At 26.8% G+C, this 20043-nt stretch carries 24 protein-coding genes; 19 read left to right on the top strand and 5 right to left on the bottom strand.

The window, feature by feature from the left end; translation table 11 throughout:
• Positions 1-154: 154 nt before the first annotated feature.
• The 10 genes from rplU (at position 155) to RWJ08_RS03225 (ending at position 6691) form a co-directional block, all read left to right on the top strand.
• Positions 155-466, top strand: a complete 312-nt coding sequence (gene rplU / locus RWJ08_RS03270; RefSeq protein WP_004832219.1) for a 50S ribosomal protein L21 — start codon at positions 155-157, stop codon at positions 464-466.
• Positions 466-804 carry a ribosomal-processing cysteine protease Prp gene (locus RWJ08_RS03265; protein ID WP_313961056.1) on the top strand — a complete coding sequence of 113 codons (339 nt, stop codon included), beginning with the start codon at positions 466-468 and terminating at the stop codon, positions 802-804. The genes rplU and RWJ08_RS03265 overlap by 1 nt, the downstream gene beginning before the upstream one ends.
• A gap of 3 nt (positions 805-807) precedes the next feature.
• Entirely contained in the window at positions 808-1086 is a 279-nt protein-coding gene (rpmA, locus tag RWJ08_RS03260; RefSeq protein WP_004832215.1) for a 50S ribosomal protein L27, read from the top strand.
• Positions 1087-1165: 79 nt separating this feature from the next.
• Entirely contained in the window at positions 1166-2491 is a 1326-nt protein-coding gene (der, locus tag RWJ08_RS03255) for a ribosome biogenesis GTPase Der (RefSeq protein WP_313961055.1), read from the top strand.
• Complete coding sequence (plsY, locus tag RWJ08_RS03250; protein WP_313961054.1) at positions 2484-3080, top strand: glycerol-3-phosphate 1-O-acyltransferase PlsY; 597 nt, start codon at positions 2484-2486, stop codon at positions 3078-3080. Before der ends, plsY begins: the two co-directional genes overlap by 8 nt.
• A 202-nt stretch (positions 3081-3282) precedes the next feature.
• On the top strand, positions 3283-3621 hold the full coding sequence (locus RWJ08_RS03245; RefSeq protein ID WP_313961053.1) for a PadR family transcriptional regulator: 339 nt from the start codon (positions 3283-3285) through the stop codon (positions 3619-3621).
• Entirely contained in the window at positions 3605-4156 is a 552-nt protein-coding gene (locus RWJ08_RS03240; protein ID WP_313961052.1) for a DUF2812 domain-containing protein, read from the top strand. Before RWJ08_RS03245 ends, RWJ08_RS03240 begins: the two co-directional genes overlap by 17 nt.
• Positions 4157-4266: 110 nt before the next feature.
• A complete protein-coding gene (locus tag RWJ08_RS03235; protein ID WP_313961051.1) occupies positions 4267-5454 on the top strand; it encodes an acetate kinase in 1188 nt (395 codons plus the stop codon).
• Positions 5455-5545: 91 nt separating this feature from the next.
• Positions 5546-5725 (top strand): 50S ribosomal protein L32, encoded by a 180-nt coding sequence (gene rpmF, locus RWJ08_RS03230; protein WP_004832204.1) that lies wholly within the window; start codon positions 5546-5548, stop codon positions 5723-5725.
• 75 nt (positions 5726-5800) lie between these two features.
• Positions 5801-6691 (top strand): D-alanyl-D-alanine carboxypeptidase family protein, encoded by an 891-nt coding sequence (locus RWJ08_RS03225; protein WP_293439160.1) that lies wholly within the window; start codon positions 5801-5803, stop codon positions 6689-6691.
• 152 nt (positions 6692-6843) lie between these two features.
• Here RWJ08_RS03225 and RWJ08_RS03220 read toward each other — a convergent pair whose 3' ends face one another.
• The gene (locus RWJ08_RS03220) at positions 6844-7044 is read right to left on the bottom strand and encodes a hypothetical protein (protein WP_004832200.1); all 201 of its coding nucleotides are present in this window, start codon (positions 7042-7044) and stop codon (positions 6844-6846) included.
• 431 nt (positions 7045-7475) lie between these two features.
• Here RWJ08_RS03220 and RWJ08_RS03215 point away from each other — a divergent pair, with 431 nt between their 5' ends.
• From RWJ08_RS03215 to RWJ08_RS03200, 4 genes are read left to right on the top strand one after another with little or no spacing between them, the layout of a single operon-like run.
• Positions 7476-8492: an iron ABC transporter permease gene (locus RWJ08_RS03215; protein ID WP_009354560.1), complete on the top strand. Its 1017-nt coding sequence runs from the start codon at positions 7476-7478 to the stop codon at positions 8490-8492.
• Complete coding sequence (locus tag RWJ08_RS03210; protein WP_009354450.1) at positions 8479-9270, top strand: ABC transporter ATP-binding protein; 792 nt, start codon at positions 8479-8481, stop codon at positions 9268-9270. The genes RWJ08_RS03215 and RWJ08_RS03210 overlap by 14 nt, the downstream gene beginning before the upstream one ends.
• Positions 9257-9958: a class I SAM-dependent methyltransferase gene (locus tag RWJ08_RS03205; protein WP_313961050.1), complete on the top strand. Its 702-nt coding sequence runs from the start codon at positions 9257-9259 to the stop codon at positions 9956-9958. The genes RWJ08_RS03210 and RWJ08_RS03205 overlap by 14 nt, the downstream gene beginning before the upstream one ends.
• Entirely contained in the window at positions 9955-11028 is a 1074-nt protein-coding gene (locus RWJ08_RS03200) for an ABC transporter substrate-binding protein (protein WP_313961049.1), read from the top strand. Before RWJ08_RS03205 ends, RWJ08_RS03200 begins: the two co-directional genes overlap by 4 nt.
• Positions 11029-11137: 109 nt before the next feature.
• Here the strand turns inward: RWJ08_RS03200 and RWJ08_RS03195 are convergent, their stop codons facing one another.
• The 3 genes from RWJ08_RS03195 to ychF all read right to left on the bottom strand — a co-directional run bounded on the left by RWJ08_RS03195 (position 11138) and on the right by ychF (position 13155).
• Positions 11138-11329, bottom strand: a complete 192-nt coding sequence (locus tag RWJ08_RS03195) for a hypothetical protein (RefSeq protein ID WP_009354945.1) — start codon at positions 11327-11329, stop codon at positions 11138-11140.
• A gap of 107 nt (positions 11330-11436) precedes the next feature.
• Positions 11437-12042 (bottom strand): hypothetical protein, encoded by a 606-nt coding sequence (locus RWJ08_RS03190; RefSeq protein ID WP_313961048.1) that lies wholly within the window; start codon positions 12040-12042, stop codon positions 11437-11439.
• A gap of 18 nt (positions 12043-12060) precedes the next feature.
• Positions 12061-13155, bottom strand: a complete 1095-nt coding sequence (ychF, locus tag RWJ08_RS03185; protein WP_293439139.1) for a redox-regulated ATPase YchF — start codon at positions 13153-13155, stop codon at positions 12061-12063.
• Positions 13156-13364: 209 nt separating this feature from the next.
• Here ychF and RWJ08_RS03180 point away from each other — a divergent pair, with 209 nt between their 5' ends.
• The 3 genes from RWJ08_RS03180 (at position 13365) to RWJ08_RS03170 (ending at position 15459) form a co-directional block, all read left to right on the top strand.
• The gene (locus tag RWJ08_RS03180; protein WP_009354350.1) at positions 13365-13778 is read left to right on the top strand and encodes an NUDIX hydrolase; all 414 of its coding nucleotides are present in this window, start codon (positions 13365-13367) and stop codon (positions 13776-13778) included.
• On the top strand, positions 13778-14701 hold the full coding sequence (whiA, locus tag RWJ08_RS03175; RefSeq protein WP_313961047.1) for a DNA-binding protein WhiA: 924 nt from the start codon (positions 13778-13780) through the stop codon (positions 14699-14701). Before RWJ08_RS03180 ends, whiA begins: the two co-directional genes overlap by 1 nt.
• Positions 14702-14868: 167 nt before the next feature.
• Positions 14869-15459 (top strand): DUF4230 domain-containing protein, encoded by a 591-nt coding sequence (locus RWJ08_RS03170; protein WP_313961046.1) that lies wholly within the window; start codon positions 14869-14871, stop codon positions 15457-15459.
• A 51-nt stretch (positions 15460-15510) separates the two neighbouring features.
• Here the strand turns inward: RWJ08_RS03170 and RWJ08_RS03165 are convergent, their stop codons facing one another.
• Positions 15511-16398 carry a linear amide C-N hydrolase gene (locus RWJ08_RS03165; protein ID WP_313961045.1) on the bottom strand — a complete coding sequence of 296 codons (888 nt, stop codon included), beginning with the start codon at positions 16396-16398 and terminating at the stop codon, positions 15511-15513.
• Between the two features lie 107 nt (positions 16399-16505).
• Between RWJ08_RS03165 and RWJ08_RS03160 the strand changes: the two genes are divergently transcribed.
• Both RWJ08_RS03160 and RWJ08_RS03155 read left to right on the top strand, forming a co-directional pair.
• A complete protein-coding gene (locus RWJ08_RS03160) occupies positions 16506-18296 on the top strand; it encodes an ABC transporter ATP-binding protein (RefSeq protein ID WP_313961044.1) in 1791 nt (596 codons plus the stop codon).
• Positions 18289-20034, top strand: a complete 1746-nt coding sequence (locus RWJ08_RS03155) for an ABC transporter ATP-binding protein (RefSeq protein WP_313961043.1) — start codon at positions 18289-18291, stop codon at positions 20032-20034. Before RWJ08_RS03160 ends, RWJ08_RS03155 begins: the two co-directional genes overlap by 8 nt.
• The last annotated feature ends 9 nt before the right edge of the window (positions 20035-20043 follow it).

The following is a 20043-nucleotide window of genomic DNA, read 5'->3' as shown; positions in this document are numbered from 1 at the left end:
ATTATACCATAAAATTAAAATAATATAAAATTTTTTGAAAAATCTTGATTTTTTGTTATTTTTATGATATACTACTTGTTGTGTTACCGCACGGATTAGGTTTTTAAAGCATAGCACCTAATTTCGGCGAGACTTAAGAATGAGGAGGTGCACTATGTACGCAATAATTGAAACTGGTGGTAAACAATACCAAGTTGAAGAGGGACAAAGCATTTTTGTTGAAAAATTAAACGTTGAAGAAGGTTCTAAAGTATCTTTTGATAAAGTTCTTTTAGTTTCTAAAGATGGAGATATTAAAGTTGGGTCTCCATTGGTTGAAGGAGCTAAGGTTGAAGGAACTGTTGAAAGACATGGAAGAGGAAAGAAAGTTATAATTTTCAAGTTCAAAGCTAAGAAAAATTATAGAAAGAAAAAAGGACATCGTCAACCATTTACAAAAGTTAAGATTGAAAGTATTGCATTTTAATGACTGATATTTATATTTTTAAGAAAAAAGATTTATATTACGGATTTGAAATGGATGGACATGCTGATTTTAGTGAAGAGAATGATATTCTCTGTGCATCATTATCTATTTTATCTATGAATACACCGAATTCTATTGAAAAAATCTGTTCCATAGACCCTAAGTGTATGGATATAGATGTAGGAGATGGATATTTAAAGATGATGATAGATATTGAAAATTTAGATGAAGCTAAGGTTAGAGATATTCAGACGATAATAAAAACTTTTGAAGTTGGCATTATATCATTGAAAGAAGAATATAATAAATATATTGAGATTTATTATAAGGAGGTGTAGAGTATGTTAAAAATTAATTTACAACTTTTTTCCAGTAAAAAAGGTTTAGGTAGTACTAAGAACGGTCGTGATAGTAGAGCTAAAAGATTAGGTACTAAAAGAGGGGATGGACAATTCGTTCTTGCAGGAAATATTTTAGTTAGACAACGTGGAACAAAAATACACCCAGGAGTAAATGTTGGTAAGGGTGGAGATGATACACTTTTTGCTAAAGTTTCTGGTGTTGTAAGATTTGAAAGAAAAGGTAGAGATAAAAAACAAGTTTCTATTTATCCAGTATAATAATGAGCTCCTTTATAGGAGCTTATTTTTTTAAATAACAAAATATGTTAAAATATATTAAGAAAGTGGAGGTGAATTTATGGAAAGACCTTTAGTTTGTGTAGTTGGACGACCAAATGTTGGGAAATCAACACTTTTTAATAAACTTATAAATAAAAGAATTGCTATTACTGAAGATACTCCCGGTGTTACGAGAGATAGATTATATCAAGATGCTGAATGGCAAAATAAACATTTTATTCTTTGCGATACAGGAGGCCTTGAGCCTAATAGTGATGATATTATTTTACAAAAGATTAAAGCTCAAGCAGATGTTGCAATGGAAAATGCTGATGTAATTTTATTTGTTGTTGATGGAAAAAATGGCTTAATGGATGAAGATAGAGAAATTTCAAACTATTTAAGAAGAACTAAAAAGCCAGTTGTTTTAGCTGTAAATAAAGTTGATACTCATAAAATGCCTGCAGAAGTTTATGAGTTTTATGAACTTGGTTTTGAAAATTTGAATATTATATCTGCGACTCAAGGTTTCGGACTTGGAGATTTGCTTGATGAAATTATTAAAGAATTTCCTGAAAATAAATATACAGGTGAAGAAGATGAAGTAACAAAAATTGCATTAATTGGGAAACCTAATGTAGGTAAGAGCTCTTTAATGAATAGAATTCTTGGGGAAGAAAGAATGATTGTTTCTGATATTGCGGGAACTACAAGAGATTCTATAGATTCTAGAGTTGAAATTGATGGGAAAACTTACATTTTCACTGATACTGCGGGGCTAAGAAGAAAAAAGAATATAACTGAAAACTTGGAAAGATATAGTGTAGTAAGAACTTTAAATGCAGTTGAAAGATCAGATATTGCAATTCTTTTGATTGATGCTACAGAAGGTGTTACGGAACAGGATACAAAAGTTATTGGTTTTGCTAAAGAACAGAATAAATCTTTAATTATCGCAGTTAATAAATGGGATTTAATCGTTAAAGACAATAAAACTTATAAAGCTTTTGAAGATGATATAAGAACTAAATTAAGCTTTGTTCCATATGCACAACTTGTTTTTATTTCAGTTAAAACAGGGCAAAGAATTGATAAATTATTTGATGCTATAAGAATTGCAGATGAAAATTATAGTACAAGAATTTCAACTGGAATTTTAAATGATATTATAAATGATGCAGTTGTTCATAATTCACCACCTACTGATAAAGGACAAAGACTAAAAATATTTTATGCAAGTCAAGTTTCGGTTAGGCCACCGAAGTTTGTAATATTTGTTAATAAAGTGGAGTTGATGCATTTTTCATATTTGAGATATTTAGAAAATCAAATTAGAAAGAATTTTTCATTTACTTCTTCTCCAATAGTTTTTGAACTTAGAGCAAGGGGAGAAGAAAATGTTTAAATTTATATTTTGTATAATTATTGCTTATTTTTTAGGTAATATATCTGGTGGAATGATTTTTGGAAAGTTGTTATTTAATAAAGATATTAGAGATTATGGAAGTAAAAATGCGGGAACGACGAATGCATTAAGGGTTTTTGGTATTAAGGCGGGAGCTCTAACATTTATTGTTGACCTTTTAAAATCAATTTTAGCTTGTTTTATAGGAATGAAGCTATTAGGATTAAATGGTGTGCTTTTAGCAGGAATTTTTGTTGTTATTGGACATAACTGGCCTATAGTTTTAAATTTTAAAGGTGGAAAGGGTATTGCATCCTCTTTTGGATTTATTATATTTTTAGACTATAAAATTGCAATTGTGGCGATTTTAATATTTATTACAATAGTTGTATTGACTAAATATATATCATTGGGGTCAATGTTGGCAACAACTTCCGTTTTACCAATATCATATATATTTTTTAAATATAGAAATATTTATGTACTATTAACATTATTATTTCTAGCAAGTTTAAGTATATATAGACATAAAAGTAATATTGTAAGACTTATTAATGGTAATGAAAATAAAATAAATTTTAAAAAATAATATTATAGAAGGCAGAGATTAAAAAAATTTCTGCTTTTTTTATTGTGAAACAACAAGAATCTCTTAATAAAATATCCTATTATTGCTGATTTTACTATATTTTACAAATAAAAAATTTTTTTATTAAAGTGTTGACAACTATTACGTTTTATGATATACTTTAATTACGATATATCATAAAACGTAATAGAAAGGAGAAATAATGGGAAGACAAACTAATAGTGGAGCTTTAACAGAATCTGTTTTTTATATTTTACTTCGTCTTCATAACCCAGCTCATGGATATGCTTTAATGAAAGATATTGCAGAGATGACTGATAATAGAGTAAATCTTGGAGCAGGAACACTTTATGGGGCATTAGACACACTACAAAAAAAGAACTGGATTAGACAGTTGGATAATGAACCTCAAGATAGAAAAATAGAATATATTATAACAGATACAGGAAAAAAATATTTTGAGTTAGAACTTATTCGTTTAGAAGAATTATTGAAAAATGCGAGAACAGTAAAGGAGAAAAACAATGAAAACAACAGTTAAAAAAACTTTTTTGGACATTAGTAAAGAAGAAGAATGGTTAAATGAACAGGGAGAAAATGGACTTATGCTTATAGGATATAGCAATGGAAATTATGAATTTGAAGATGTTTCACCTGCTAAGTATCAATATAAGATTGATATTCCAAACTATTCTGGAGAAAAGAAAAAAGAATATCTTAATTTTATAGAACAAAGTGGAATTACTATAGTTGCAGAATATGCAGGAAGAGTATATATGCGAAAAAATAAAGCTTATGGAGAATTAGAGTTATATTCAGATAGTAAAGATATTAATAAACAAGTTAGAAAAAGATATTCAATGTTTATTTCTATTGGAGTTTCACAGTTTGCTATTGGAATTATGTTACTAATTTCAATGTTAAAATATATTAAAGAAAAGAATGCGCCATTTTGGATAACTGCAATTTTCGGAACAATTTTTGTTATTTGTGGTACTGTATTTTTTATCATGGGAATTCTTAAGCAAAGAAAAAATACCATTAAAAAAGAAAAAGTTGATATTTTCGAAGAATAATAGCTGGTGATTTTAGATTATAATAAAAAATTGTATTGACTTATTCAGCTCAAAATAGTAAAATATCTATGTATGTAAAATATGCTTTTTTAAAAATTAGGAGGAAATTAATGAAAATTTTAGTTATTAACTGTGGAAGTTCATCTTTAAAATATCAATTATTTGATATGACTGATGAAAGTGTATTATGTAAGGGATTAGTTGAGAGAATTGGAATTGAAGGTTCAAAATTAACTCACAAAGTTGGAAGTGAAAAATTAGTTGTTGAAGAAGCAATGAAAGATCATACAGCAGCTATCAAACATGTATTTGATGCTTTAGTTCATGAAAAATTTGGAGTTGTTAAGAGCTTGGACGAAGTTAATGCAATTGGACATAGAGTACTTCATGGTGGAGATAAATTAACAGCATCATGTATAATTGATGAAAATGTAAAAGCAAAAGTTAAAGAATTTATTAAATTTGGACCACTACATAACCCAGCAAATTTAATGGGTATTGAAGCTTGTGAAAGCCTAGTTCCTGGAAAACAAAATGTTGCAGTATTCGATACAGCATTCCATCAAACAATGCCAGCAAGAACATTTATGTATGCGATTCCTTATGAATACTATGAAGATTATAGACTTAGAAAATTTGGTTTCCATGGAACAAGCCATAGATATGTAACTTTAAGAACTGCTGAATTGTTAAATACAGATAAGAAAAACTTAAATATTATTACTGTTCACTTAGGAAATGGATCATCAATCGCTGCAATTAAAAACGGAGAATGTTATGATACAACAATGGGATTAACTCCGTTAGAAGGACTTGTAATGGGAACAAGAAGTGGAGATTTAGATCCTACAGTTATGACATTCTTAATGAATGAAAAAGGATATTCAGCTGATGAAATGAATCAAATTTTAAATAAAAAATCTGGAGTTCTTGGAGTTTCAGGATTAAGCTCAGACTTTAGAGACTTAGAAGAAGCAGCTGAAAAAGGAAATGAAAGAGCGCAACTTGCTTTAGATATGTTTATCACAAGAGTAAGAAGATATGTTGGTGGTTTTATGGCTGAATTAGGTCATGTAGATGCAATTTCATTTGCTGGTGGTATTGGAGAAAATTCAGCTTCAATGCGTAAATTAATATTAGAAAACATGGAAGAATATGGAATTATTATTGATGATGCTAAAAATGATACAAGAGAAGAAGCTGTTATTTCAGCTGGTAATTCAAGAGTAAAAGTCTTAATAGTTCCTACAAATGAAGAATTAATGATTGCAAGAGATACTATGAATTTAGTAAAATAATGTTGACAAATTAATTTTTTTGTAGTATAATATTTCTGTTATCCGTTTAAAACGGAGGTATATGTTATAAGAATTCAGAGGAGGTGTTATAATGGCAGTACCTAAGAGAAAAACTTCAAAAGCAAGAAGAGATAAAAGAAGAGCATCTTCATATAGATTACCTAAAGTGGCTCTAGTTAGAGATCCTGAAACTAATGAATTGGTTGTACCTCACAGAGTTAATCCTGACACAGGAATGTATAAAGGAAGAAAAGTATTAGATGTTGAATAAAAAGTAGTTTAAAGGGATTTAGATTTCTAAATCCCTTTAATTATGTATTAAGATATAATAAGATAGAGGGTAATTTTGAAAAAGACAAAAAGTAGAAGACTTATTTTTATAGTAGCAATTTTTGTATTAATTATTTCCTATGTAGTATTTTCATTATATACTAAAAATAAAAATAAAAAGTCGGAAATAGAAAAAGATTTACCTTATAATTTTGAAAATTTATCTTTGCCTGAAGTTACAGATTTTTCTGATATTTTAACAAATTATGCAAAAACTTTGGAAAAAACTCCTATTTATGAAAATGAAAATCTTTCTATTCAAAAAGGTAAAATTGATAAGGAAAAGTATCTTGAAGTTTATGGCTATAAAGATGGAGTAAGTAAAATAAAATATAATGATAATTTTTATTTTGTTAAGAGTAAAAATATAGAAAATGTATCCAAAGATAAAAATTTTAAAGTTATAAAGGGAATACTTTTAGTAAATACTGAATATGGATTGCCAAGTGATTTTAATCCACAAATGGATAAATTTGTTGAAAAGCAATTTGAATTAATGAAAGTAGATGCAAATAGAGAAAAAATAACTCTTAATTTATCTAAAGATTATGTAAGTTATGAAGAGCAAAAAGAAATTCATAAAAATGCACCAAAACCTGATGGAGCTGTTATTTATGCAATGTATGCTGCACCAGGGCATAATGAATCACAAATAGGACAAAGTTTAGATATAATTGGTAAAGATGAAGAAAAAAATTTAACAGAAGCATTTAAAGAAACTGAAGAATTTCACTGGCTTATAAAAAATGCCCATAAATATGGATTTATTCTTCGTTATCCTGAAAATAAGGAAAACTTAACTAATTTTAAGTTCGAGCCATGGCATTTTCGTTATGTTGGTGTAGAAAACGCAAATAAAATGTTAAAAAATAATATCACATTAGAAGAGTTTTTTAGACTTGATTAAAATTAAAATAAGAAAATTATCAATTAAATATTAAAATAAAAAATAGACAATTTCATATATTGTCTATTTTTTTATTGAGAAACAACAAGGTTCCCGAGCACCCACCCGATGCGAAGCGTCGTGGAAGAGTGGGGTCTTATGTTAATTTGATTTTATCGAGCAAAAAACAAAAAATATATTGCATAACCAATAATTAAAGCCATAACTATTGAGCCGATTCTGGAATACCATTTATATTTTTCATAAGTTCCATTATTTTTCATAGTCGGTATAACATACTTCTTATAAATATATATATTTTGTACTATAAGAATAATAAGTAATATCCTAAAATGTAATTCTCTTGATATCATAATAGCACCTCCTATTTTTTTGCGATGTACTCCTTACAATAAGTATATTTGAAACTTTTATAACTGTCAAGCTTTTATGTGAAAAAGTTTGTTAATAGTTATGATATCTTATATCGATAGGAACCACAACTTTACACGATGTTTTGTATAGAGAGAGTGCCTGAGAACCTTGTTGCTTCACAATAAGAACCTCACCCTTCCACGATGCTTTGCATCGGGAGGGTACCCGAGAACCTTGTTGCTTCGCAATAAAAATCAATTCATTAAAGGTTGTAAAAAAACAGTAAATCATCAAATTGTCTTACTGTTTTTTTGTTTAAAATTTTGACTTTACTACATAGTTAGCCATAAACAAAGACTGATATTCGTTGACTTTTTCATATTAATAATTTATAATTTATATAACGTTATATTTTTTGGAGAACATAGTTATGATTGATAAAAAAGTAAGAATAAAGTTCTTATTTTTAGTAGCTTTTTTAGTTTTAGCTTTTATTTTTTCCTTTAGTATTGGACGATATCCAATCAAATTTTTGGATGTAATAAAAGTGATAACTGATAGATTTTTTTATGGAATAGTTGATAATTCACCTGCAAGTACGGTGATTTGGAATATAAGGATTCCTCGTGTTTTGTGTGCAATTTTAGTAGGAGCGGGAATTTCTACTAGTGGAGCATTATATCAAGGACTTTTAAAAAATCCTATGGTAAGTCCTGATATTTTAGGAACAACTCAAGCTGCTGCATTTGGTAGTGCATTTGGAATACTTATGTATTTTAATTTTTTTGAAATAACACTATTATCTTTTAGTTTAGGTATTATTTCAGTTTTTGTTACTTACACTTTAAGTAAAATTTTTAGAAGCGATAGAATTTTAGGGCTTATTTTAACTGGAATGATGATAGGAAGTTTATTTTCATCTTTAATTTCCTTTGTAAAACTTGTTGCTGATACAGAAAACCAACTTCCAAGCATAACATATTGGCTTATGGGTTCTTTGGCTTCTGTAAAAATGATAGACTTTAAATTTATCTTTTTCCCAATTGTAACAGGACTTATTGTATCTAATCTTTATAAAGTAGAAATAAATATTTTTACAATGGGTGAAGAAGAGGCTAAAACACTTGGACTTAATACTGAAAAAATAAGATTTATTATAATATTTTTTGCAACACTTATGACTGCTTCAAGTGTTGCGGTTACAGGTATAATAGGTTGGATTGGACTTGTAATACCACATTTTTCAAGACTTATTTTTGGGGATGATTATAGATTTGTAATTCCTGCGTCTGGACTTTTAGGAGCTAGTTTTTTACTTGTCGTAGATATTTTATGTAGAAATATTACTACTTCAGAAATTCCAATAGGGATAGTTACTTCTTTTATCGGTGCTCCAATATTCTTGTATTTGATTTATAAAAAAGGTAGAGATTATGATAGAGATTAAAAATTTAAATGTTTTTTATGGGAAGAATGAAATATTAAAAGATATTAGTTTTTCATTAAATAAAGGAGAAATAATCTGCATTTTAGGAGAAAATGGAGCTGGAAAATCAACTTTATTAAAAGCACTTTTAAAACTTATTCCTATAAAAAATGGAAATGTAATTATTGATGATTTTGATTTAAAAGAATTAGATAGTAAAAAACTTTCAAGATTTATTTCATATATTCCACAAATTCATTTTCCAGCTTTTGACTATAAAGTTATTGATGTTATCTTAATGGGAAATTATTCTAAAAAAGATGGATTTTTCTATAAGACAACTAGAGAAGATTATGAAAAATCTGTTGAAATTTTAAAAACTCTAGGAATTTCTTATCTAAAAGATAAAAATTATAGACAAATTAGTGGTGGAGAAAGACAGCTTGTGTTAATTGCTAGAGCATTGTTACAAGCTAATAACTACATTTTTATGGATGAGCCGGTTGCAAACTTAGATTATGGCAATCAACTTAAGATAATGGAGATTTGTAATTCATTAAAGGAAAAAAATATAGGATTTTTAATTACTACTCATAATCCAAATCATGCATTAACTTATGCAGATAAAATTTTGATTGTTAAAAAAAATAAGGAAATTCATTTTGGAGATATTTCAATTTTAAATAAAGAAATTTTAGAAAAACTATATAATGTTCCTATAAATTTAATTGAAACTGAAAATGGGAAATTCTGTATTCCTGACTATAAGGAGGTTAGACAAGATTATGTTTTGGAATGAAGATAGAATAAAATGGTATTTAGTTGCTTCTGAATACACAAAATACCACGACAATATGACTTCAGAAATAAAGAAAATCATTCCAAAAGGAGAAAGTCTCGTTGACTTTGGTTGTGGATTAGGAATTTTACCGATGAAATTATCTAATCATTTCAGTGATATAGTTGGGGTAGATTATGATGAGCATGTTTTAAAACTTTTGGAACAAAGCATAGCTAAAAATAAAATTAAAAATTTTAAAACAATTTGCTCTGACTGCTATAATGGGGAACTTATAGAAAAAATAGGGAAGAGGGACAATATTTTATTCTCTCATTTTGGGAATATTGAAGATTATTTTTATAATTTTTATAATTTATTTTCTAAAAGAATGATTATAATTAGAAATGATATTGAAAATGAGATTGTACATAATCCAAATAAAAATACAATTCAGGATATTTGTAAATTTCTTGAAGAAAGAAAAGTTACTTATAAAATTTATAGACAAACTTTTGAATTTGGTCAGCCATTAAAAGACGATGAAGAGGTTATGAAGTATTTAAAAAAATGGTATGGAGAAGAAGGAATTAATTTGTTATCTAATGTAAAAGATATAAATTACAGCTACAATGGAGAAGTTTTTACAAAATATTATTGTAAACCTAAAAACACAGCAATTGTGGTAGTTGAAAAGGAGGAAATATGAAAAAGTTTAAAAGAATTTTAGCGCTTTGTTTAGCTTTTGGGTTTCTGTTTACTGCTTGTTCAAAAAATACTGAAAAGAAGGAAGAAAAACAACAAACAGAAACAAAAGAAGAAACAAGAGTTTTTAAAGATGACTTAGGTAGAGAAGTTACTTTAAAACAAAACATAACTAAGGTTGCACCATCAGGGAATCCCGCACAAGTTATGTTGCATATTTATGAACCAAAGAAGTTGGTTGGAATTGCATCAAAATTTTCTCAAAGTACTGAAAAGTACATTTCAGATGATTTAAAAAAATTACCAGAATTTGGAGCCTTTTATGGTAAAAAAGCCAATCTAAATATGGAGGCAGTTATTAATGCAAAACCTGATGTAATAATTGATATGGGTGAAAAGAAAAAAGGAATTGAAGAAGATTTAAATAAGCTTCAAGAACAATTAAAAATTCCTGTAGTTTTTATAGAATTAACTCTTGATAAATTGCCAGAAGCATTTGAAAGACTTGCAGAAGTTTTAGGAGATAAAGAAAGAGGAAAAGAGCTTTCAGATTATATAAAGAAAACATATAAGGAAATTGAAGAAAATAAAGCGAAGATAAAAGATGTTAAGAAAGTTTACTATGGTGGAGGAAAAACAGGATTATTTGCGAATGCAAAAGGTTCTATTCATGCTGATATCATAGAATTCATAGGAGCAGAAAATGCAATTACTGTTGAAAAAGTTCAAGGTGGTTCAGGAAATGAAATTCCTTTTGAAAAATTATCAGAAGTAAATCCTGATTTCTTAATTTTTGAGTCAAAAGAATTGGCTGATCAAATAAAAGGTGATTCAACTTTTAAAAATCTAAAAGCTGTAAAGGAAAATAAAGTTTTTTATGCACCTAGTGGACCTTATAACTTTTTTGGAAGACCTCCTGCAGCAAACAGAGTAATCGGAATGAAATGGCTTGGTAATTTAGTTTATCCTGATATATATAAATATGATATGGAAAAAGAAGTAAAAGAATTCTATAAATTATTTTACAATTATGAATTAAAAGATGAAGAAGTAAAAAGTATTTTAGGAAAATAACAAATATTATAAGAAAAGACTGTGTTCTAACACAGTCTTTTCTATTACATAATAATTTTATTATTGATTCACAAAATAGTAAGTATTGTAGAATAGTAAAGTAACAATACTATTTTGTAAAATTATCCTCTATAATTTGACCATTCTTCAAAGATAATAATATTTTACTATCATCAGGATATAAAATATTTATTACCATATCTGATAAAACTTTATTTATAAGATTTGATGAATATACAAAGTATTCACAGGATTTTTTCCATGTTTCTTGAGCTTTTTGAGTATCTTTGAATTTTAACATTTGGATAAGCCCTTCTTTTGCTTGACCTTTTAGTTTAACATTTATAGCATCTTGTTCTTCGTTATATTCGACATCTCCAGCTTGTTTTATTTCTTTTTGAAAGATTTCTATAAATTTAGATAAAGTTTCTTTTTTTGTTTGAGATTTAATTTTTTTATTTCGTCAGCAGTTAAAACTTCAGAAGAAATTTTATCTTCTCCTTCAATCTTTTGTTCATTAATATTTAATTCTTCTTCTACTTTTGTAACTTCTCCATTTTTATAAATTAAAGCTACAGTATCAGGTTTTTCTGGATTTAAAAAGTATAATTTAACATTTGGAAATAAGTCATCTATTTCGCTTTTTTTAAGATTATCTCCAAGTGCTTTTAATTCTTCGTCAAGATTATCACTATTTAATGATTCAATTAATGATTGTTTCATTTCTCCAACAGCAAGAAGTGTTATTGCATCGGCATTTATATTATAATCTATTTTAAATTCATTCTCTGAATTTTCAGATAAAAATTCTATAAATTTAGATAAAATTTCTTTATGAACTTCTGCTTTTATCTTATTAGTTTCTCTTTCTTTAACTTTTTTAGTAATTTCGCTTTTTTGTTCTTCAGTAATTGTTGACTGAGCATTTTCTTTTTCTTTCGTATTTTCTTCATTCTTTCCACAGCCTACAATAGTTGTCAATACTAACAACATTAATAATAATTTTTTTCTCATTTTTAATCCCTTTATTTATTATACATTGAATCTGAAGTAAACTACATCTCCATCTTGCATAATATATTCTTTTCCTTCAAGCCTTACAAGTCCTTTTTCTCTAGCTGCAACCATACTTCCAAGGGAAATTAAATCATCATAATTTACAATTTCAGCTCTGATAAAGCCCCTTTGAATATCTGAATGTATTTTTCCAGCTGCATTTACAGCATTTGTTCCAATTTTAATTGTCCAAGCTCTTGTTTCTTCCGGTCCTGCAGTTAAAAAGCTCATAAGTCCTAAAAGATTATAGCTCTCTTTTATTAACTTTGAAACACCGCTTTCAGAAATACCTAAATCGTTTAAAAATTCAATTTGTTCATCTTCTTCAAGTTCTGAAATTTCTTTTTCAATTTGTGCGCTGATTACTACGATTCCAGAATTTTCTTTCTTGGCAAAATCATCAAGTACTTTTACATACTCATTATTTTTTCCTTCATCAAGCATATCGTCTTCATTTACATTTGCAACATAAATAATAGGCTTAACACTTAAAAGAGAAAAGTTTTTTAAAATTGCTTTTTCACTATCATCAAAACTTAAAGATCTAATGGATTTTCCTTCTTCTAAAACAGGTAATATTTTTTCTAAGAGGTCAACTTCTTCTTTAAAACTTTTATTTCCCTTTAGTGATTTTCTAGCTTTTTCTAATCTCTTTTCAACGAGTTCAAGGTCTGATAGTATAAGTTCTAAATTTATTGTTTCAACATCTCTTAGAGGATTAACTTCTCCATCTACATGAACAATATTTTCATCTTCAAAACATCTTATAACTTCAACAATAGCATCAACTTCTCTAATATGAGATAAGAATTTATTTCCTAGACCTTCGCCTTTACTAGCTCCTTTTACGAGACCGGCAATATCGTAAAATTCAATAACTGCAGGGATTGTCTTTTTTGAATTGTAAAGTTCTGTCAATTTATTTAATCTTTCATCAGGTACATTAACTAGACCTACATTAGGATCTATAGTACAGAAAGGGTAATTTGCTGATTCAGCTCCGGCTTTAGTAATTGCATTAAATAATGTACTTTTACCAACATTTGGTAGTCCAACTATTCCTAATTTCATTTATTATCTCCTTTATAAAAAATCTTTTTTATCTTAAAATACACAAGACATATTATATCATAATTCTTCTAAGATAATCAATCGTAATTTTATTGTTCAAAGCAAAATTTTAAGAAGTAACAATCTTTACTTGAAACTTGTAATTTGAATGTGATTTCATTTCGTGTTATAATATTAAGAAGATATGAGATACGACAATAGGAGGGTTTATGCTAGAAGTTAGTGCCGGTGGAGTTGTTATTCATAATGGTGAATTTCTTTTGTTGAAGAAATTTAGCAATGAATGGGTTTTGCCAAAGGGTAGGCTTGAAAATAATGAAACTAGAGAGATTGCCGCTATTAGAGAAGTTCAAGAAGAATCAGGGATACGAGCTAGAATTATCAAGTATTTAGGATTCGTAAAATATGATTATCAACATAATGACGGGGAAAAAGTGAAAAAAACAGTTCATTATTTTTATATGGAACCTGAGGATTTGAATTTAATTCCACAAAGAGAGGAAGGTTTTGTAGAAGCAATATTTTTACCATATGATAAAGCTATGAAATTAGTAAAGCATGATGCTGAAAGAAATATGTTAAAGAGTGCCAATTATTTTTATGAAAAGAGAAAAAGAAAATAATGGCTTTTTCAACTGATTTAAAAAATGAACTTTCAAGAAGAGAAATAGTAGAAAAAGATTCTGCTATTTCTGAGCTTTCTGCTTTTATAAGAACTAATGGAACTATAGTTTTCAGTAACTTTGCTTTTATAATTCGTTTTGAAACTACAAATAATTCGATTATAAGAAGAATTTTTAAACTCTTTAAATTTCTATATTCTTATGATGGGAAAATAATGGTTTCAAAGATTTCCAATTTAAGAAAAAACAATGTGTATAAAATTGTAATAGAAGATGAAGAAATTTCAAAAAGATTTTTACAAGATACTTTTTTTTCTGACTTGGATAGTCTTTTTCTAAAAGATGATTTATATGAAGGTTCAGCTAAAAGTAAAAATTTTATTAAAAATTTTTTATGTGGAATTTTTTTAGGTGCTGGATCAATAGCAAATCCTGACAAGAGTTATCATCTTGAATTTACTTTGAATTCAAATGAATTGGCAAAACTTGTAATAAAATATTTGAAGCTATTTGGAATAAAGGCAAAAAGTATAGAAAAAAAGGATCAATACATTGTATATGTAAAAGATAGTACAATGATTTCTGACTTTCTTTCATTAATTGGAACTGTAAATAGTTTGTTCAAGTTTGAAGAAACAAAGATGATAAAGGAAATAAAGAATAATACGAATAGACTTACAAATTGTGAAACGGCAAATTTTGATAAAACTTTAAATACTGCATTTGCACAAATAGATGCAATAAATAAAGTTTATAAAATATATGGTAAAAAGAATTTAGATAAAAATTTACTTGAACTTTGTGAGTTAAGATTAAAAAATCCAACTCTTTCATTAAAAGAATTGGCGGAGATTTTAAAAATTAGCAAATCGGGAGTAAATCATAGATTTAAAAAAATAATGGATATGGCGAATAAAATTTAATTTTGTTCGCTTTTTTATTGTGAAACAACAAGGTTCCCAGGAACCCAACCGATGCGAAGCATCGTGGAAGGGTGGGGTTCTTATTTAAATAAAGAAAAAATACTTGACATCCTATATATATATATATAATGGTTACGTTATTATTTGTTTAGGAGGACTATTTCATAATGAAACTATTAAAAAAAGTATCTGCAATAGTAGTAGTTGTAATTTTAATTATAGGATGTTCATATTTTTGGTTTGGAACAGATAATGGAAAACCTAAAATAACTAATCAAACTATTGGAGTACAAGTTAAGGAATTGAAGGAATTGGCTACTATACAATATAAGTACAAAGAAATAGCCAGTAGAGAAGATTGGAACACTTTATTTAATATCAAGTTACCATTTACAAAGTCAAGTTTTATAGTAAGTTATACAGGAATTTTAAAATTAGGAATCGACTTATCAGAAACAAAAGTTGAGGTTGATGAGGCTAATAAAACTATAAAGGTTACTTTACCTGAATCAAAAATATTATCAAATGAGCTGGATATGAAATCTTTAAAAGTGTATGATGAAAAGAACTCTATTTTTAATCCTATTAAAGTTGATGATTATGCAGAATTTACTCAAAGTGGTAAAGAAAACGCAGAAGCTGATGCAAGGGAAAGTGGAGCTTTTGAACAGTCAGCAGAAGTGGCGAAAAAAGTTATATCAGATCTTTTAAATGCTACAAAAGAAATAAAAGAAAAATATAAGATAGTATTTGAATAATATTTCAAGTAAATTTAAAATGACTTTACATTTTGTAAAGTCATTTTTTAGTTAAACAAATTGAACTGTAGTTTTGCTATTTTCATCTTTAAAATCATCAAATGAAAAAGAATTAATATTTTCTAAATTTGTATATTTGAAATAATATTTTAAAGTTTTTGAATTGCTTATAGAATAGTAAAGGGTTATATTTTGTGAATCTTCTGAAAGATTTTCCAAATCCTCTTTACTAATCGTAAATTTTTTTAAAGAATTAAATAAAATATTTTCGTTATTTTCTAAAAAATTATTAGTTTTTAAATTTTCTAATTCTATGTACGCTCTTATGAATCTTTTTGTAGGAGTGAAAATATTTCCCTTTAATTCTCTTTTTTCTAAATATTTTTCTAAATTTCTTATATGTTTTGTAAAGCTAGGACTGTTTGTCATTATATTATATTTATTTTCATGAACTTTTAAATTTCCGTCTTCAATTTCAACAATCAAACTTTTATTGTTTTTGTCTGTAAACATATAATGATAATGTCTTGAATAGTTGTTTTCATCAACAAGAGATTTTTCAATTATATAAATTTTTGGAGCAAGATTTTTTATATCTTCAAGAGTTTCACAATTTGTCAAAAATACATTTAAAATCTTTGTGGATGTTAAATTAATTTTTGATTCTACAGGCTCTTTTTTAAAATGAATAGCATTTCTAAAGGAGTTGGTACAACCTAAAAGTCCTTTTTCATTTATTCCATCAATTAAATGGTCATAATCTTTAAAAGTTGCTCCCATTATTTTGTATTTTGTATATAATTTATTTCCAAAGACATCTTCTTCGTAGTTAAAATCTTTTGGAAAATACTTAAATTCATATCTATGATAAGATCTTAAATCCATAGTTCTACCAAGTAGTGTTTCTCCATTTCTAAAAATAGAAAAAGTTGTACACATAAAATCACCTCTTAAAGTATTATAACAAAAAAACTTTACAAATCCAAATAAATTTGCCTTTTTTCCTAATTTAGATTAAAATATATGTAAGTATTTTATGAGGTGGTATGTTGAAAGAAATTAGACTTTTTTGGAAGATTTTAAAAAACAATAGACTAACTTATTTTCTTTCTATGATTTCTACAATTTTTATACAAATTTTTTCCGGACTTACACCTATTGTAATTATGATTACAGTAGATTCAATAATTGGAAATAAAGAGTATAAATACAATATTTTAGAAAAAGCTGTTAATCTTATAGGTGGTAGAGATTATCTTAGAGAAAATATTTACATATTAGCTTTTGTAATTGTTATTTTAACAGGTATTAGTTGTATTTTTATTTTTTTAAGAAATTATTATTCTAATGTAGCCTGTGAAAATTTAATATATAATTTAAAAGAAAAAATGTATCATAAATTTTTAAATTTAGATATGAGATGCTTGAATGATTATTCTACAGGAGATTTAATTCAAAGAAGTTCTTCGGATATTGAGACTGTAAGAAAACTCTTTTCAGCACAACTTGTGAATGCCTTTGGCTCCATTGCCACAATAGCTTTGGTTATAGTTGTTATGTCTTTAATAAATTTAAAGCTTGCTACAATAAGTATAACTCTTTGTATTGTAATTGCCATTTTATCATCAGTTTTTTATAAAAAAATTGGTGAAATTTTTAAAAAGACAGATGAAGCAGAAAGCGAGCTTATGGTATTTATCAAAGAAGCTCTATTTAATATAAGAGTTATAAAGGCTTTTAATAGAGAAGATTATATTTTAAATTTATTCAGAGAAAAAAATGAAGAATTTAATATAACTCAAAATAATTTTATGAAGACTTTTGCAAGATTTAGAGCAGTAAATGACTTTTTAACTTTCCTACAACTTGCAATTATTTTAGTAGTTGGAGGATATGAAACTATTGCTGGAAGAATGAATTTTGGGGATTTAATAGCTTTTGTTATCTATATTAATATGATTATTTGGCCAATTAGACAAATGGGACAATTACTTAGTGATATGGCGAGGGCAAGTGTTTCAATCTCAAGAATTTATGAAGTTTTAGATTTACCAGAAGAGGATTATGATTATGGAATAAGAGATGTTTCATTTTCTAAAAAGATTGAATTTAAAAATGTTAGCTTAAAAATAAATGATAATACTGTTTTGGATAATATTAGTTTTGTTCTAAATTCAGGAGAAAGTCTAGGAATTATCGGATCTACTGGTAGTGGAAAAAGTATGATAGTATATTTATTACTTGGATTTTTTGAAGCTACAAGCGGAGAAATTTTAATTGATGGTATTAATATAAAAGAGATAAATAAAAGATATATTAGAGAAAAAATTTCTGCAATTATGCAAGATAGTGAACTCTTTAATATGTCTATTTTGGATAATGTAAAGATTGTAAATAATGATATCGAAGAAAAAAGTGTTTATGATGCGACAAAGATTTCTTCTATACATAATGAAATTTTGAATTTTTCTTCTAAGTATGATACCGTCGTAGTAGATAACGGTATAAATCTTTCAGGAGGTCAAAAGCAAAGAATTTCTATTGCTAGAAGTTTATTAAAACCTTTTGAAGTTTTGATTTTGGATGATAGCTTAAGTGCTGTTGATATGAATACTGATTTAAAAATAAATAATGCACTAAAGTCTATGGATAGAAAATTTACTTCTATTTTAATTTCTCATAGAATTTCAACGATAACTAATTGTGACAATATAATTGTTATGGATGGTGGAAGAATAGTTGAAAGCGGAAAACATAGTGAGTTGATTAAGAAAAATGGGATGTATAGTAAAATTAATGAAATTCAAAGTAAGGAATATGATGTAAATAATGAATAAAAAGAAAGTTGTAAATATAAATGTTTTTAGAGATTTAATAAAATTTTATAAAATAGAATACAAAAAACTTTATATGCTTATGTTTGTAGTTTTGATTTCTGGAATTTTACAAGCAGTTGTACCTTTATCTATAAAATTATTAACTGACGATTTTATCACAAAACAGAATTTAAAGGGTTTTATTTTTGCGGGGATTGGATTTTTTTCACTTGTAATAATTTCAACTCTTGCAATTTATAGCTTCTATGTTTTTGGAGGTAAGCTTGAATATCAAGTATCAAAGGAAATAAGAAAATCAGTTTTTGAGAAAATTGAGAAATTTTCAGTAACCAATATAAAGAAATATGAAACAGGCGAACTGATTTCCAGATTAACTTCAGATGTTCAAAAATTAAGTGAAGTTTTTAGTTGGGGAGTTATAGATGCTTGTCATAGTATAATCGTCTTGCTAATATCAATAACAATAATGCTATATCTAAGTTATACATTGACTTTGATGTTATTTTTGATTTTACCAGCAATCTATATTGTAACTTTAATTTTTCAAAAAAATATTTTGAAATTTCAAAGAAAGGTAAGAGATTATAACTCTAAAATTATAAGAAGCTATACGGAGTCATTAAGTTATATAAAGACAATTAAAGCGCTTGGAATTGAAGACAAAAAGAAAAAAGAATTTGAGGTATTTAACGAAAAGTATAGGAAATACAATTTAAGATCTATACTTATTTCAGCAATTTTTGTGCCTGCTGTTATGTTTGTTGCAAGTATTGGTGTCGGTTTTGCTTTTAATTTTTCATCAATTTCAGTTATGAAAAATGTTATGACTTATGGAGCTTTTTTGAGTTTTTTAACTTATAGTTTTCAAATATTTGAACCATTTAAAATGCTTGCACAGATTTTTACTGATTTAAAATCTGCACAGGCATCTGCAGAAAGAGTTTTTCAAATTTTATATGAAGAAGATGAAATTATTGAAAATCAAAAAAGTGATTTAAACTTTGAAGGAAATATAAAATTTGAAAATGTAAGTTTCCATTATTTTGATGATGATAAATTAATTTTAAAAGATTTTAATTTTGAAATTAAAAAAGGAGAAAGTGTTGCTTTTATCGGTAGTACTGGAAGTGGAAAATCAACAATAGTTAATTTGATTTGTAAATTTTATAATCCAACTTCTGGAGATATTTATCTTGATGGAATAAATTACAAAAATATTGATAAAACTAGTTTGTACAATAATTTAGGTTATGTATTACAACAACCCCAGCTTTTCTCTATTTCTATTAAAGATAATATTAAGTTTGGAAACGAGGATGCTTCTAATGATGAGATTTTAGAAATTTGTAGTTTGTTGGGAATAGATGATTTTGTTTTTAAATTACCTGACGGGATAGATACGGTCATTGGAGAAAATGGGTATAATATATCAAACGGTCAAAAGCAATTAATATCTTTTGCAAGAGCTTTGATAAAAAATCCTAAATTGTTAATACTGGATGAGGCAACTTCTTCAATAGATACTGAAACTGAAAAAATTATTCAAAATAAGATGAAGGATATTTTAGAAGGAAAGACATCTATTATTGTTGCTCATAGATTATCAACAATTAAGCATTGTGATAAAATTGTTTTGATTGAAAATGGAAATATTCTTGAACAAGGAACACATTTAGAATTATTAGACAAAAAAGGAATTTACTATAAAATGTATATTTCTGAAGAACTGAAAATATAGGAGGATGTT

The sequence above is a fragment of the uncultured Parvimonas sp. genome (assembly GCF_963524015.1).
Taxonomy (GTDB): Bacteria; Bacillota; Clostridia; order Tissierellales; family Peptoniphilaceae; genus Parvimonas.
This window is presented reverse-complemented; position numbering and strand designations above follow the sequence as displayed.